This window comes from Shewanella mangrovi, assembly GCF_000753795.1.
Lineage (GTDB): Bacteria > Pseudomonadota > Gammaproteobacteria > Enterobacterales > Shewanellaceae > Shewanella > Shewanella mangrovi.
Map to the genome: position 1 here is coordinate 21,518 of NZ_JPEO01000007.1, position 15,338 is coordinate 36,855.

At 48.4% G+C, this 15,338-nt stretch carries 12 protein-coding genes; 5 read left to right on the forward strand and 7 right to left on the reverse strand.

The genetic code is table 11. The features are described 5' to 3' along the window. Positions 1-57 precede the first annotated feature (57 nt). Positions 58-1,842 (reverse strand): aspartate--tRNA ligase, encoded by a 1,785-nt coding sequence (gene aspS / locus HR45_RS10905; RefSeq protein WP_037442886.1) that lies wholly within the window; start codon positions 1,840-1,842, stop codon positions 58-60. A 289-nt stretch (positions 1,843-2,131) separates the two neighbouring features. Here aspS and cmoA point away from each other — a divergent pair, with 289 nt between their 5' ends. The 4 genes from cmoA (at position 2,132) to HR45_RS10925 (ending at position 6,553) form a co-directional block, all read left to right on the forward strand. Next, positions 2,132-2,863 carry a carboxy-S-adenosyl-L-methionine synthase CmoA gene (gene cmoA / locus HR45_RS10910; protein ID WP_037442888.1) on the forward strand — a complete coding sequence of 244 codons (732 nt, stop codon included), beginning with the start codon at positions 2,132-2,134 and terminating at the stop codon, positions 2,861-2,863. Then, on the forward strand, positions 2,860-3,828 hold the full coding sequence (gene cmoB / locus HR45_RS10915; protein ID WP_037442890.1) for a tRNA 5-methoxyuridine(34)/uridine 5-oxyacetic acid(34) synthase CmoB: 969 nt from the start codon (positions 2,860-2,862) through the stop codon (positions 3,826-3,828). Before cmoA ends, cmoB begins: the two co-directional genes overlap by 4 nt. A 24-nt stretch (positions 3,829-3,852) precedes the next feature. Continuing rightward, positions 3,853-5,529 (forward strand): hypothetical protein, encoded by a 1,677-nt coding sequence (locus HR45_RS10920; protein ID WP_037442892.1) that lies wholly within the window; start codon positions 3,853-3,855, stop codon positions 5,527-5,529. Between the two features lie 97 nt (positions 5,530-5,626). Next, positions 5,627-6,553 carry a LysR family transcriptional regulator gene (locus HR45_RS10925; RefSeq protein WP_037442894.1) on the forward strand — a complete coding sequence of 309 codons (927 nt, stop codon included), beginning with the start codon at positions 5,627-5,629 and terminating at the stop codon, positions 6,551-6,553. On the opposite strand, the gene HR45_RS19055 is transcribed toward HR45_RS10925, so the two are convergent. The 3 genes from HR45_RS19055 to HR45_RS19060 all read right to left on the reverse strand — a co-directional run bounded on the left by HR45_RS19055 (position 6,532) and on the right by HR45_RS19060 (position 8,927). Next, the gene (locus tag HR45_RS19055; protein WP_162180652.1) at positions 6,532-7,752 is read right to left on the reverse strand and encodes a putative metalloprotease CJM1_0395 family protein; all 1,221 of its coding nucleotides are present in this window, start codon (positions 7,750-7,752) and stop codon (positions 6,532-6,534) included. The two genes, HR45_RS10925 and HR45_RS19055, sit on opposite strands and share 22 nt — an antisense overlap. Before the next feature lies 1 nt (position 7,753). After that, entirely contained in the window at positions 7,754-8,023 is a 270-nt protein-coding gene (locus HR45_RS10935; protein WP_037442896.1) for a hypothetical protein, read from the reverse strand. Positions 8,024-8,165: 142 nt separating this feature from the next. Next, positions 8,166-8,927 carry a hypothetical protein gene (locus tag HR45_RS19060; RefSeq protein ID WP_052074690.1) on the reverse strand — a complete coding sequence of 254 codons (762 nt, stop codon included), beginning with the start codon at positions 8,925-8,927 and terminating at the stop codon, positions 8,166-8,168. Between the two features lie 193 nt (positions 8,928-9,120). Between HR45_RS19060 and trhA the strand changes: the two genes are divergently transcribed. Beyond that, positions 9,121-9,789 (forward strand): PAQR family membrane homeostasis protein TrhA, encoded by a 669-nt coding sequence (gene trhA, locus HR45_RS10945; protein ID WP_037442898.1) that lies wholly within the window; start codon positions 9,121-9,123, stop codon positions 9,787-9,789. Positions 9,790-9,796: 7 nt separating this feature from the next. Here trhA and HR45_RS10950 read toward each other — a convergent pair whose 3' ends face one another. Genes HR45_RS10950 through imuA form a run of 3 tightly spaced genes read right to left on the reverse strand, consistent with a single transcriptional unit; the run spans position 9,797 to position 15,319 of the window. Next, positions 9,797-12,907 (reverse strand): error-prone DNA polymerase, encoded by a 3,111-nt coding sequence (locus tag HR45_RS10950; protein ID WP_052074691.1) that lies wholly within the window; start codon positions 12,905-12,907, stop codon positions 9,797-9,799. After that, positions 12,907-14,526 carry a Y-family DNA polymerase gene (locus tag HR45_RS10955; RefSeq protein WP_037442902.1) on the reverse strand — a complete coding sequence of 540 codons (1,620 nt, stop codon included), beginning with the start codon at positions 14,524-14,526 and terminating at the stop codon, positions 12,907-12,909. The genes HR45_RS10950 and HR45_RS10955 overlap by 1 nt, the downstream gene beginning before the upstream one ends. After that, positions 14,519-15,319 carry a translesion DNA synthesis-associated protein ImuA gene (imuA, locus tag HR45_RS10960; protein ID WP_052074692.1) on the reverse strand — a complete coding sequence of 267 codons (801 nt, stop codon included), beginning with the start codon at positions 15,317-15,319 and terminating at the stop codon, positions 14,519-14,521. The genes HR45_RS10955 and imuA overlap by 8 nt, the downstream gene beginning before the upstream one ends. Positions 15,320-15,338: the final 19 nt, after the last annotated feature.

A 15,338-nucleotide genomic window follows, 5' to 3' on the forward strand; every position in this document is an offset into this window, starting at 1 on the left:
CCCGATAGATAAACAGACCGAGGTACATGCCTCGGTTTGATTCAAATTAAACAAAAATTATTCTGATTTTTCAGCAGCTTTTTCTGCTTTAGTGACGTCAATACCGAGTTCAACTAACTGCTGCGGATTAGCCAAGCTTGGCGCATCCGTCAATGGACATGCTGCTGTTGTCGTTTTAGGGAACGCCATCACGTCACGGATTGACGTTGCCCCCGTCATCAACATCACCATGCGGTCCAGACCAAAGGCCAAACCTGCGTGTGGTGGCGTACCGTAGCGCAGCGCTTCCAGCAAGAAGCCAAATTTCTCTTGGGCTTCTTCATCAGAGATACCCAAAATCTTAAATACCGTTGCTTGCATATCTTGCTTGTGGATACGTACCGAACCGCCGCCTAGCTCAACGCCGTTCAATACCATGTCGTACGCATCAGATACTGCTGTACCAGGGTTTGCTGCCAATTCTTCTGCAGTTACCGTGCTTGGTGCCGTGAATGGGTGATGCACTGCGTACCAACGGCCATCGGCTTTTTCAAACATTGGGAAGTCAACCACCCACAGTGGTTTCCATTCGCCTTGCAGCAACTCGAAATCTTGGCCCAGCTTCAAGCGCAATGCGCCCATGGCTTCGGCAACCACATTGGCTTTGTCAGCACCGAACAGAATGATCTCGCCAGTTTTGGCTTCAACGCGCGCCAAAATGCTGCTCACAATCTCTTCGTTTAGGAATTTAAGTACTGGCGATTGAATGCCGTCCAAACCGGCATCGATGTCGTTGACTTTCATCCATGCCAAGCCTTTCGCACCGTAAATGCCAACGTACTTGGTGTATTCGTCGATTTGCTTACGAGATAAAGTGGCACCGTTTGGCACTTTGATCGCCGCTACGCGACCTTCTGCATCATTAGCAGGGCCTTTAAATACCGCAAACTCAACGTCTTTCACTAGGTCAGCGACGTCAACCAGTTCCAGCGGGTTACGCAGATCTGGTTTGTCTGAGCCGAAACGACGCATCGCTTCATCCCAGGTCATTTTCGGGAATTCACCAAGGTCGACATCTAGCAGCTCTTGGAACAAACCACGCACCATCTCTTCGGTTTTCGCCATCACCTGCTCTGAGGTCATGAACGAGGTTTCGATATCGATCTGAGTAAATTCAGGTTGACGATCAGCACGCAAGTCTTCATCACGGAAACATTTTACGATCTGATAGTAACGGTCAAAACCCGACATCATCAGCAACTGTTTGAACAGCTGTGGCGACTGTGGCAAGGCAAAGAAGTGACCTTTATAAGTACGGCTTGGGACTAAGTAGTCACGCGCACCTTCAGGAGTCGCTTTGGTCAAAATTGGGGTTTCGATATCCAAAAAGCCATTGCTGTCGAGATAACGACGCACTGCACTGGTCACTTTAGAGCGGAAAATCAAACGCTGTGTCATCTCTGGGCGACGTAGGTCAAGATAACGATACTTCAGGCGTTGCTCTTCGCTGTTGTTTTGGAAATTATCCATGCTCAGCGGCAGCGGTTCAGAAGCGTTGATAATTGTCAGTGCTTTACCCAGCACTTCAATTTCACCGGTACGCATATGCGCATTTACTTGGCTGTCTGGACGAGCACGTACCACGCCCTTAACCTGCACACAGAATTCGCTACGCAGCGAGCTGGCAACGTCGAATACTTCTGGTAAGTCAGGATCATAAACCACTTGGACCAGACCCTCGCGGTCACGCAAGTCCAAAAATACCACACCACCTAAATCGCGACTGCGGTTAACCCAACCTACTAAAGTTACTTCTTGTCCAACGTGAGACTGATTAACGTCCCCACAATAATGGCTGCGCATCGTATTTTCCTTTGTTGCTGCCGGATGGCGCCGGTATGAAAATATAATTTGGGGCAGCATTATATTGAATTAATGCCATTTACCAAAGCCCCTCTATTCCAGACGGTGAAGTATCAAACACTTTCAGGTTTTTGACCATAGCCCACTAGGCCTAGATGCGGTAAGCGTTCAAAATACCGACAACTTAATCCCCGAATACCGAGGTTCTGTAGCTGATTCTGTGAATTCCTTGCTGCCACACCGCAGAAATTTGTAAAATACGCCGATTTTTGAATTTAAGTACCTACCCATGCAATCTTCTCAAGATAATATTTATGCCACCGCGTTAGATAAGGTCGCCGACTTTGTGTTTGATGACCGCGTTGCCGGTGTATTTAGCGATATGATCAAGCGCTCGGTGCCCGGTTATGCGCAGATTGTCGCCGGCATTGGTGACTTCGCCGCCCAGTTTGCCACGCCCAATTCAACTTTATATGACTTAGGCTGTTCGCTTGGTGCTTCAACCTTGAGTATGCGCCGCCATATTGCGGAGCGAAGCTGTAATATTGTGGCGGTTGATAACTCACAAGCAATGATCGAACGCTGTAGCGAGCACTTAAGTGCTTATGTGAGTGATACGCCTGTCGAATTGGTCTGTGCCGATATTCGCGATATTGAGATTAACAATGCCTCGCTGGTGGTGCTTAATTTCACGCTACAATTTTTACCCCCAGAAGATCGCGATACCTTGCTGAAAAAAATCTATCAGGGACTATTGCCCGGTGGTGCGCTAATTCTGTCAGAGAAATTACGTTTTGCTGATGCCGTCATTCAACAAGTCATCGATGCACAACATCTCGATTTCAAACGCGCCAATGGCTATAGCGAGCTGGAAATCAGTCAAAAACGCAGTGCCATCGAAAATGTGATGAAAACCGATACATTGGAAATTCATCAACAGCGTTTTGCTCAAGCCGGATTCCAGCATCACAATGTCTGGTTCCAGTGTTTTAACTTTGCCTCAATGGTGGCGGTCAAGTGATTAGTTTTACCCGTTTTTATAAAGATATTGCTGAAAATCAACTGCAAGGCTGGTTAGAACATCTTCCGAGCAAGCTTGCAGCTTGGCAACGAGAACACAAACATGGTGCTCTGCCCAAATGGGAAAAAGTGCTGGCCAAACTGAATTACCCGACACCTGATAAATTGGACTTTAAAAGTTCTGTCACGGTGGGCAGTGGCGAACAGTTGGCAGACGGTCCCAAAGAGAAGCTTGAGAATCTATTGCAGTTGCTCCATCCGTGGCGTAAAGGCCCTTTTTACGTTCATGGTATTCATATTGATACGGAATGGCGCTCAGATTGGAAATGGGATCGCGTTCTGCCCCACATCTCCTCGCTGGAAAACCGTACTGTCCTCGATGTCGGCTGCGGCAGTGGTTATCACATGTGGCGCATGTATGGTGAAGGCGCTAAGTTTGTCGTAGGCGTTGATCCATCATCACTGTTTTTATGTCAATTTGAAGCCATCAAACGTTTGGCAGGTGAAGATTTGCCAGTTCATCTATTGCCACTGGGCATAGAGGAACTGCCCCCATATGATGCGTTTGATACCGTATTCTCTATGGGCGTACTCTATCATCGCAAATCTCCGATAGATCATTTACTACAACTGCACGATCAACTGCGCGACGGCGGCGAGCTGGTGCTGGAAACCTTAGTAGTAGAAGGTGACGAAAATACCGTGCTAGTACCAAATGATCGCTATGGCAAGATGAATAATGTATGGTTTATTCCATCTGTGGCAGCGTTGGAACTCTGGTTGAAAAAATGCGAGTTCAAAGATGTTCGCTGCGTAAACCTCGACGTCACCTCGCTCGATGAACAACGTGCGACCAACTGGATGCGTAATGAATCTTTGGTGGATTTTTTAGATACGGATAATCCTCAGTTGACCGTAGAAGGCCATCCCGCACCACGCCGAGCTACGTTTATTGCGGTCAAATAGCCGTTATTCAGACAAGGAAGCCGAATGCATAATAGCGGACACGTCAGCAAACTCACCGTGATATTGCTGAGCATTTGCAGTCTCTTCAGCATGAGTCGCTGCGCACTCGCTGAACCGATGGATGCCGTGTCGCTATTTGTCAATCAATGTCTGGATTACAGTAGTGAGTTTCATGCTGATTTTTCCAGTGCAACTGCGCTGGAAAGACAAACGATAGGGCTGCAAAACCTTGTCGACCGTTTGCAATATTATCGGCAATTTCGGTTGTCAGATGACGATAAAGAGTGGTTACTGCAGTGCCAGTTATCAGTCGCCGACACGATGAATAAGCTGTTAAGTAACAGCCAAATGACAGCGTTTATTGCGCGAGAACTGACCAGTGGTGATCCACAACGACAAGCACTTGCTAAACGTTATCGCAATTTTCAAGCGCAGCAGCTGAGCGAAGCCGATAAGTTAAAACTGACCACGGCGAAAACCGCAATTAAGCAGCGTTTGAAAAGCAGCAGTTTCCAACTCGAATTGGGCGAATGTGCATTAGCGCCCAGCGAAAATGAAACTCACAATCGACTCTCAAGCACCATTGTTAAATACCTGCTGCAACAGCCAAACGAGGCTTGCCGTAAAACGGTATGGCAAACCTATCAGCAACGCGCAGTTGAATATGTAGCATCTGATCTCGGTATGCTGCTGCAGATCCAAGAGCAACTGGCCAATCGCCAAGGCTTTGAGCATTACACCGATGCAGCGTTCAGCCATACTTTGCTAGCATCCGCCATCAATGCGCACGACTTTTTAGCAGCCTTAAAGCGCCCCATTAACGTCGCGCCATGGAATATCGGCCAAAGCCTAAAAGCCACCGCTAAAACGAATTTCACCCGCATGACTCGTGCGCAATACTTGTCTAACCTAACAACCACTCTTCGACCGTTGGGAATTGAGCTCGAAACCGTCACGGATAACTGGCTGAGACTATGGCATGAACAGCGTTTATTAGGCGATATCATGCTGGCGCAAGGTTCAAATCATGCCATGCTGCTGCGTTATTCAGTCGTTGGACGTCAGACGGGCTTGGCCCGTCTAACCCTAAAAGACGAGTTCACCCGTATTACTGATCTCCAACAGGCAAACAATGCGGTTGCCGAGGTCCTCGCCATGATGGCGGCTGGTGGCAAGTATTATCTACTGAACAATGTCCACGAATACCAAGATACCAATGAATTAGCCGCGTTATGGCTTAGCGCTTACCTCGATCAGCAGCTACATGCAGCATTTGATGCCAACAGTCGTGAAGCGCTTTTTGACAGCTATCAAACACAAATGGAACGTATTAAAGCGGTTTCAGCCCTTACCTTCTATACCGCCGACGATAGCATCAGTCTGACTACAGAATTTCGGCAGGTCTTTGCGGAGTCTTGGCAAGATGCTGCCGTCATGCCATTTACGTTTTACGGGATAAGTGATTTAGGACCTTTATACTTGGTTCATCTGTTTCAGCAGCAGTTGGCGTACGCCCTGCAACGAGAAACGATGAACTGCAATCCAGCCGACTTGTTTAATGTTATCGTCGTCAACGAAGAGCAGCACAACGCTGACTATCTTATTCACCGTGTTTGGCCTAATGGTGGGATCAGGCAATTTATCGCCCAATTTCACGCAGGCCAATATTCCCCTTCATTATCAACACAATGCAATTTTTGAATTGAGCGTTTTTCATCCGCGCTGGGATAACAAAGCGTTGAATTATTCGATTTTATAGCGCATTATCGGCCAAAAGAGTTCGATAAAATTGTAGATAATGCATAGACCTAAATCCACACTTGAACAATGGCGTATTTTGCAGGCCGTAGTTGATTACGGCGGATACGCGCAAGCCGCAGAGCAACTCAATAAGAGTCAGTCTTCATTGAATCATGCAGTTGCTAAACTGCAGTATCAGCTTGGTATTCAGTTATTGGAAGTTCGTGGTCGTAAAGCTTATCTCACCGAGCAAGGCGAGGTATTACTGCGCCGCTCTCGTCACTTGACCCAAACCGTCACTGAGCTCGAACAACTCGCCAGCAACCTAGAACAAGGCTGGGAGCCATCGTTGGTTATTGCACGTGAGTTAGTGTACCCAATGGAACTATTAACCGATGCCTTAGCCGCATTTCTGCCAGAAAGTCGTGGGACGCGCATTACAGTGGTCGACACCGTTATCAACGGTACCAATGAGTTGATCGTTAATAACCAAGTTGATCTGGCGATCTGTGGTGTTCCACCAAAAGGCTATATTGCTGAACCTCTGTGTGACTTAGAGTTTCATCTGGTTTGTCATCCAGACCATCCACTGGCCTCACTAGGCGAACTTGAAGATGATCGCGAATTAGCGCAGCACCTACAAATTGTAATTAAAGACACCGGGTTGAACCCTTCACAAGAAATCGGCTGGTTAAAGGCTGAACAGCGCTGGACTGTGAGTAATTTTCACGAAGCTAAGGTGATTCTGGCAAAAGGCATAGGTTTTTGCTGGGTGCCGCAGCACTTGATCCAGAAGGAAGTCGCGGCAGGTGAATTAGTGCGTTTGAAAATGAAAGGTGCCAGTACTCGCCGCATTGTGCTGACGTTAGTTGTACCTCAGCGTGATAATCAAGGACCTGCGAGCAAGTTGTTGGAATCTTTGATTCTAGCCAAGCATGCTGATACCAGTGGCGATTTAATGCCCTACATGCTCGTAGAACTATAGTCGCTCGTTGGCTGTTTGCGTCCTTCCAAGTCCACGGTAGGAATCGCGATATTATCCAGCGAAAGGTCGGACTGATTTTCGGCGTTTGCGTTGTGACTTAAGCCATAGGGATTAAGCTTGGCCATAATAAGCGCCTGCCCCATCGGATAACTTGAACCTTTACTTTGGTTGTTTATGTTGTCAGCTTGTCGCTCCGCATTATCGGCAAGCGTACTAGTGATCTGCTGCCCAGCCTGCATAGGTTCACTGGCTCGCTCTACACGCTGCTCTGCCGCTTGTTCTCTGGCATCGTTATATTTACGCATGGCTTCTGCCGCAACGCGTAAATCTGCACTAGAGGGTTCAACGGGCGCCATTGCGGCGGCATATACTTGCTGCATTTTCCTCATCGTGGCCTCAGGATTGCCATTGACCACCGACACGTCAATTTGAACTTCGCCGTCAACCGCATATCGCTTACCATCCGGACCGCGTTGATATTCAAAATTGGGTTGACCAGCATACGTGCCGCCTGTAGCTGCATGCGCTTGTTCATGCGCCCTCACCTCAACATCACGACTTTTCAATTCACTAATTTCTTGCTGTACCTGCGGATCTTCCGCTGCTCCACTTATGGGATCGTTAGCAGCGTTATTCGCATCTTCATCATCTGTTTGTGGGGCTAAACTATTGTCAGTCGCACTTGAAGCCGAATCATTGGTTGATGCGTTATTGGTGCTAACTGAATCCTCACTACTACCGCTATTCGCAAAAGTTTGCCCATGGGTACTGTCTACATTGCCACTACTTGATGTACTTGATGTACTTGATGTACTTGATGTACTGGATGTAGCTGCAGCTTGCAAACTCGCTGCACCAAGAAATCCCTTATTCATACTGACCAAACCATCTCGGGCTGGGGAATGGTCTTTTGTGTTTGACGCATCGCCACTTGGATTTACCACCAAGCGAGCATCGGCGTGCAATGTCTGTGTTGTTACAGACGCGTTTGAATTAGCCGTCGTCGCTGAGAGTTCAACAGTATTCCCGAATTGAGTGGGAGAAGTAATGGCTTGGCTATGTGAATGAACACTTGGAGAATTGTGGTTTGCCGTAATAGGCGAAACTGATGGGCTAGACGTAGCAGGCCCACTCGCTGCCCGCCTGAGACTAAGTTCGGGCAGTGTTGGCGCATTTCCACTAGAAAGCGCCGATAACACCTCACACCTCGATGTCGATAATACTGCCAAGCGTTTCGTTGGCGCGATCAATCACATTAACTGATGCTTCACCTTGGCGTTGTGATTCGAGCGCGGAGACCAGCGCACCTGTTTTATCACTTGATTGTACAGCCTCATTGGCCTGCACTGATGCACTCTCGGACTGTTCGTTTTCGGTCGGACGAGCAACATCAACAGTCGCTTGGGTTAAACCATTTTGCGCACTTTGCAGTCCTTGCACGCCAGCATAAAACGCAGATTGAACTTGCATAACAAACTCCTCGCTGAATTAAGCATTACTTGCTTGCGGGTAACATCAAAAATGAGCATCAAAATTCAGCATCATTAAGTCGCCTAATTATTGTGCAAAAGAACTCGAAAGTACAGACGTTGCGGGCGGTTGCTGGGTAAATTTAGTTACGGTGTTGATTGATACGGTTTTTTAGGGATGACTCGAGTAACCTCTCATCGTCAGTCTTGCCACATTTGAATGCAAACCCCAAATTTTCTGCATAAGGATTAAGCTGAGTCGGCGTTTTTACCACGCGGTAGCAGGTATCACCGTTTTTTACGATACGATTGGGATCTAACGGCGAATCGAGAGAACCGTTTCGTTCCGCTACTGGCACGGTCGGCAGCACTAAGGCATCTAAATTTGGCGTCATATCACTTTCACTTTTATGCGCCTTCTGGTGCTGCGCATAGTTGACGCTCGATTGCACCGCCGCCTGCTGCTGTTGCCGTAAATAGTGGGCAGTCGCATCGCTAACACTGATACTTTGTGGCTCATTGTGAACCACATTTGCGTCTTTTGGTTGGAGAGGTGTTGAATTAACTTTGCTATTGTTCGAAGGGGCGACGTTAGCTTGACCAACGAGGGCTGGATTAGGTTTGCTTTTTTTCGCAGCAGAGTTCGGCACTTGCGGTGTAGCTGGCATTTGATTTGGACGTACTACCTGTTTGCTTACAGTGTGTTTGGGCGCTTGATACAGAAAAGAGCGGATAGCCTGCGGCCTGACGAAACTCGGTGTAACCGTCAGCGCCGTCTGAAATGATAAAAAGACGATTAATACTAGATGCACAACGGCAACTGGCAGCAAAAAACGCCACAGAGCGCCAATATGCAATTGTTTAACGTCAACATTATCAGTGGCGTTTATCACTAGCGTCGTCATGCCATCCTTGCATTTTGTGGTCAATCCGCGTTTGTTTGAACGGAAATTAAGCAGATAGTTCAATTAGTTGCAAGCATACACAGCATCGCAAATGCAAATCTGAATTTTCAGCTTACAAGTGTATTCTAAATTTAGTAGTGTTTACCCCAGCAAGTTGATAGACTCAAAGCAACCTTGGTTAATAAGCGTTCCTATGTCTAACTCTATTGCGTCTGCAGAATATTCAGCACCTTATTCAACCTCGGAAGAGCTGCTTAACAGCATATCTCACGGCATAGGTGTCATCTTGGGTATCGTTGCACTGGTGCTAATGCTGCTCAAAGGTTATTCACAATTAAGCGCTATTCAACTTACAGGTGTTACACTTTATGGCAGTAGTTTTATTCTGCTATTCCTCTGTTCCACGCTATATCACGGCATCTCCGTGCCACAGTGGAAACGTGCTCTCAAAATTCTCGATCACTGCGCTATTTACTTGCTGATTGCCGGCACTTATACGCCGCTGATGCTAATTTCGCTTGGTGACGCCCAAACAGAATGGGTACTGATTGCGATATGGGGGTTAGCGGCGAGTGGTGTGATTTTTAAGAGTTTTTTTGTCCATCGTTTTAAGATGTTCAGTTTATCTCTGTACCTACTTATGGGCTGGTTGTGCGTCGCAATCTTACCACAATTAATCGCGAACCTTTCCAGTAACGGATTTTGGCTATTGGTCGCTGGTGGCTTATGTTATAGCCTTGGCGTTCCCTTCTATGCCATAAAACGTATTCCGTTTAACCATGCAATTTGGCATCTGTTTGTATTGGCGGGGGCAGTATGTCATTTCCTTTGTATCTATCTGACCGTCATCCCCAGCGCGTAAGCTAATCTCAGTGAAAATCGCGAGAGTGAATGGCTAAGCTGGCAATTGCATCTGAAATGTCAGTGAGTTGCCCGGCAATCACGTGTAAAACACCCGCTGAAAATTCGACAACACCACTAACCTGCAAAATTGTGGCGGCTAAAAATGGCCGTCGCTGCGCTTTAGCCGTCGCACTCCAGACGACAACATTGATATGGCCCGTTTCATCTTCAAGAGTAACAAACGTTACACCACTTGCGGTGCCGGGACGCTGGCGGCCAACCACCAGTCCTGCGACTCTGACCACCTGTCCATGACGACAACACCATAGCTGCTCAGCGGTTTGACAACGAGACAACTCCCCGGCAGCTCTTAATAATGCGAGTGGATGTTGCCCTAACGTCAACCCTGTTTGCCGATAGTCGGCCAGCATGGCATCTAGAGTCGTCACTGTTGGCAATTCAACTGGGACTTCTTGAGTTTCAGCCTCCACTAGCAACGGTAACGTGAGTTGTTGGCATGCGGCGAGTTGCCAGCGCGCTTGATGTCTATCACCGCTTAAACTGCTAAAGGCATTGGCACTGGCTAATGCTTCCAGTTCGTCACGCGCAATCCCAAGCGCACTTATCTGCGTTAAGCTTTTAAAAGACGCTTGCCGCGCGCCTAATAGCAGCTTGGCGCTCTGATGACTAAAGCCTTTAACGAGACGTAATCCCAGTCGCAGTGCTATACGACCTTGTTCATCGGCTTCTAGAGTACAATCCCAGTCGCTGTGATTAACACAAATAGGCAGTACGATGCCCTTGTGGCGGCGTAAATCTTGGATCAGTTGCGATGGACTATAAAACCCCATAGGTTGACTGTTAAGTAACGCGCAGCAAAATGCTTCGGCAAAATAACATTTTAAATACGCTGAAACGTAAGCTAATAAGGCAAAACTCGCGGAATGAGATTCAGGGAAACCATACTCGCCAAAGCCGCGGATCTGGTTAAATATCTGCTGCGCAAATTGCAAGCTATAACCTCGCGCCGCCATGCCATGCTTTAATTTCTCTTCAAATTGTTCCAGTTCACCTGAACGCTTCCAACTGGCCATCGCTCGTCGTAGTTGATCTGCTTCCCCACCGGAAAATCCAGCAGCTACCATCGCTAACTGAATCACTTGTTCTTGAAAGATTGGTACGCCCATCGTGCGTTCTAAAACGCCTCTTACTTCATCTGAAGGGAATTCAACCTGCTCTAATCCATCACGTCGACGCAGATAAGGATGCACCATATCGCCTTGTATCGGGCCTGGACGCACAATAGCGATCTGCACCACTAAGTCGTAATATTTGGCTGGCTTTAACCTTGGCAGCATTGAGGTCTGAGCGCGTGACTCCACCTGAAAGACGCCCATACTGTCACCCTGTTGTAGCATGCGATACACCGCCGGGTCTTCCCAAACAATTTGCGACATTGATAGCGGTCGATAGTGTTGGCAGACAAGAGCAAAACATTTCCGAATGGCGGTTAACATGCCTAAAGCCAACACATCAACTTTCAATAGTCCCAGACTTTCCAGATCATCCTTGTCCCACTGAATCACGGTACGTTCCGGCATCGCCGCATTTTCGATTGGCACTAATTCCGCTAATGGTCCCGCTGAAATAATAAAGCCGCCGACATGCTGCGACAGATGACGTGGAAAACCCATCAATCTTTGTACCAGTGGCACCAACCAAATGGCACTTCCTTGTACAGCAACCAACTGTTGCTGCTGCAACTGCTGCTGCCAAGTCTGCTCGTTATCTCGTCGGTCGACACTCGTCAGTAGTTGCTCAATACGTTGTTCATCCAATCCCAGCACTTTGCCCACATCGCGCATGGCACTGCGAAACCGATAAGTGATCACACTGGCAGCTAAAGCAGCACGTTCACGCCCATATTTCTGGTAAATATACTGGATTACCTCTTCGCGACGTTCATGCTCAAAGTCCACGTCAATATCAGGTGGCTCATGTCGTTCCTTTGAAATAAATCGTTCAAACAGCATGTTTACTTTAGTGGGGTCGACTTCGGTAATACCTAAGCAGTAACAAACGACCGAGTTAGCCGCAGAACCGCGCCCCTGATGCAGAATATGCTGTTTCTTAGCAAAGCTGACGAGATCATAAATGGTGAGAAAGAAGTACTCATATTGCAGCTCAGTGATTATTTCAAGTTCACGCTGATACTGTTCCCTTACATTAATAGGCACATTTCCATCAAATCTTTTGAAGGCTCCTTTATGTACCTCTTGGATCAAATATTGTGCTGCAGTTAAGCCTTGTGGGACCAGTTCAGCTGGATATTCATAGCGTAATTCGTTGAGTGAAAAATGACATCTTGCGGCAATCTCAACCGTGTTACTTAGCCAATGCTCAGGAAAACGTTTCTGTATTGCAGCAATACTTTTCATCGCTGTCTCGGCATTCTGGCTGAGAAGATGCCCTGCCGAATGGATATCACATCCATGGCGAATACAGTTCAATAGATCGAGAGTACGCTGCTCGCTATGGTGGTGCATTTGCACATTGCCAGCAGCCACACAAGGCATAGATAACTGCTGTGAAAGTTGCATTAGCTCTTCTATACCCCACGCCTCACCCGCAACCAGTTGGCGTTCTGCCAGCAGGTAGCAATCAATCTTCACACTTGAGCGCACTTGCTGTGCCAATGAGTGTAGCTGTGTACCTGCAGCAGCAATGGTCTGCGCCGTAAGTTGAGCTGTGGTGGCACAATCTGAAAATAGCGGTGGACGCCAGAGACAAATACAATGCCGCAACACAGCAAAATCCGCTAGTGACAACTGATAGTGACCTTTGGCAGCCCGCCGACGCCCTTGCGTGATCAACTGACTCAAACAGGCATAGCCTTGACGGTTTTCCGCCAAAATCACCAACAAGCCTTCCGCAAGATGAAATTCGGCACCAATAATTAATTTAATCTGATGTTGCTTGGCGGCTTCATGAGCCTTAACACATCCCGCCAACGAACACTCATCGGTCAAGGCCAATGCCTGGTAACCCAGCTCTGCCGCCTGTGCGACCAACTCTTCCGGATGTGAAGCCCCACGTAAAAAACTGTAGTTTGAGATAGCATGTAATTCGGCGTACATCAGGACATCCAACCATGTAACCACAACTGCTGTTGTTGGCGGAACACCCAGCAATAACGGCCAGACTGATGGCGCGCCAGATAATAATCTCGGGGCAATTCACTGTCCCAGCCACTGTCAACGCGCTCAGGTCCCCGCAGTAACGTGAGCTCAGATTCACGTATGGGCTCAGGTTCATTGACTAACCACAACGGCCGCAGTGCCAACTCCTGCGGCACATTTACTTGCCCATTTTTATGCGGGGGCCACTGAGATATAGGCTGGCTATGAGTTGCCAACTCAGGTAAAGGATGCGGCATGTAGTTCAAATAGCGGATTCGCTCCTGTCCTAAGCGTGCCTGTAATTTGGCTAACAACTGTGTAAAGGGCTGAGTTGTAGTGTGCGCATCGGTGAGCGACGCGACCGGAATTTCAGGCGTGACAAAATGCTCCGCTAACAAGGTGATATCGGTGACCGGCGCAGGCAACTGTATGCGTTCTAACTGCAACCGACATAGCTGTAATAGACCGTCGGCACGATATTCCCCCAATGGATAGTCAATCTGCAGCGTCAGTGCTGGCAACTCACGCTCACGAAATTGCAGCGTTAGAGTGATTTGGCGCACCGCCAACTGGCGTCCGCGCAAATAGTCCGCCAATTGCGTCAACATCGGCGCGAGCGGGAAGATCAAACCTTGAATAAATTCCACATCGTGAGATAGCAACACAGACAGCCGAAAATTAAGCGGTAGTTCGTAAGCTTGGCGCTGGCAACCAATCCTGCCTTCCAGTTGCATGAGTAAGGTTAATAACGTCTGTCCAAAACGTTTTCCGAGCTCGGCGCGGGGTAACTGTCGCAACTGCTGCCAACAGTTAATGCCCATACTGATGAGTCGCTGTCGTGTTTTTTCTGGCAGAGGCAGCTGCTGCAATGGCAGTTGATCGGGTAAACAGGTAGCAATCGCAGCATAAGATTCCCCCGTCTCTGCAACCGTGTTCGACAGATCTGGTGTTGCCATTTGATAACGGGTTTGCCGGGGCGTAGAAACATGAGGAGCACGATAAGGCTTAGTGACAGGTAGAGGTTTGCACGCGAGTACAGCGGCTTGCAGCGGATGATGCGCTAATGCCCAATGACCACGTAACCCATAGCTGGTTAAACGTTGCTGATACGCTGCTATAAATGCAGCTTGTCCGCCAAACAACTTTAGCATTGAGCCAATTTCGAGGACTAACGTTTCTTGTGGCCAGATAGCGAGCTGTACACTCTGCTGTGCCAAGCTGCGCTGTGCTTCATCACGGACATCATCCACAATTGCTGGCCAGATGCGGGCACTAAAATCATAGTGCCACTGACACAACCATTGCTGTAATCGCTGGCGATCGACCTGCTGCTGTTCTGTCAGTTGTAGCTCAGGTAACAACGCCTGTGCCGTAGCCACACTCAGGCCCGAGTTTACCCCAGCGGCCTGCGCATCAGGGCATGATGCAAGGATTTGCTGAGTTTTCATATCAAACAACGCTTGCGGAGCTAACGCACTAAATACGTCTCCTGATGCATAATGACCACAACCTAGGCTCCACGCGTGGAACTGCAGCAAAAGCTGGGGAAAATGGATCGCAAGCCAGCATTCAGCCATGCTGCGCTCCATGCTGATGTCGATCATTGGCCGCGCTAAGTTGCGAGAGTTCAAACAACGAAGGTAAAGGCTCGGCCTCGGCCGTATTACAGACACGCATGCCTGTTTTAGCGATAGGAGTTGCCATATGACGGCGAGCAAGCTGCATACGCCGCAGCAATGGTACTGCCAAATCGGCTAGAGCAATATCACGCACAGGACTGGCGCCACGACGTTTAAGGATCTGTAACTGCTGGCCACTAGCGGTACTTTCAATAGCGAGTTTTAGTGGCAAAGGATGGTCATTACCAACGGCAGACAGAGGCAGCACGCAAAAGCTTAAGGTATCGCCCTCCTCAGCGGCTAGCTGTAAACGCCGTGCTGCTTTCAGCGAGAGCTCTGTAAACCAGCCGATAACTAAACCGCAGCTACCACTACGTAATGCTTGCTCCATCGCCCATAGCGCTTCTTTAGCCGCGCTAATATCAAGCCATACAAAACGCTCCGGTGGTAAGCGCCATAAGGCGAATGCGTGAGCATTTGGCGGTAGCGGTGGTACAATCAACATGATGGGGGCTTCAGTGTTGGCGCACACTGACTCAAGTAGCGGCAGTAATAAGCCTAAGACCCCAGAACCTGGACCATCACAGAGTAACTCACATACCCCATGCGCAGGCCAATGCGGTAAATGTGCGCGCAATTCATCAAACCCCGAGCTATGGCCCGTCAGCAACCGATTGCCGGGATGTCCAAGCCAGAGATCCTGCCGTGTCAGTAGCGAAGAAATCGCGTGATTTGCATTGAGTGAATTCATACGACACCATAATACTGTG

Bases quoted from the DNA above. Each gene is read 5' to 3' on its own strand.
- HR45_RS19060 (WP_052074690.1), bottom strand. From the start codon at position 8,927: ATGACGACGCTAGTGATAAACGCCACTGATAATGTTGACGTTAAACAA.
- HR45_RS10920 (WP_037442892.1), top strand. From the start codon at position 3,853: ATGCATAATAGCGGACACGTCAGCAAACTCACCGTGATATTGCTGAGC.
- trhA (WP_037442898.1), top strand. From the start codon at position 9,121: ATGTCTAACTCTATTGCGTCTGCAGAATATTCAGCACCTTATTCAACC.
- HR45_RS10935 (WP_037442896.1), bottom strand. From the start codon at position 8,023: ATGCAAGTTCAATCTGCGTTTTATGCTGGCGTGCAAGGACTGCAAAGT.
- cmoA (WP_037442888.1), top strand. From the start codon at position 2,132: ATGCAATCTTCTCAAGATAATATTTATGCCACCGCGTTAGATAAGGTC.
- HR45_RS10925 (WP_037442894.1), top strand. From the start codon at position 5,627: ATGCATAGACCTAAATCCACACTTGAACAATGGCGTATTTTGCAGGCC.
- imuA (WP_052074692.1), bottom strand. From the start codon at position 15,319: ATGAATTCACTCAATGCAAATCACGCGATTTCTTCGCTACTGACACGG.
- aspS (WP_037442886.1), bottom strand. From the start codon at position 1,842: ATGCGCAGCCATTATTGTGGGGACGTTAATCAGTCTCACGTTGGACAA.
- HR45_RS10950 (WP_052074691.1), bottom strand. From the start codon at position 12,907: ATGTACGCCGAATTACATGCTATCTCAAACTACAGTTTTTTACGTGGG.
- HR45_RS10955 (WP_037442902.1), bottom strand. From the start codon at position 14,526: ATGGCTGAATGCTGGCTTGCGATCCATTTTCCCCAGCTTTTGCTGCAG.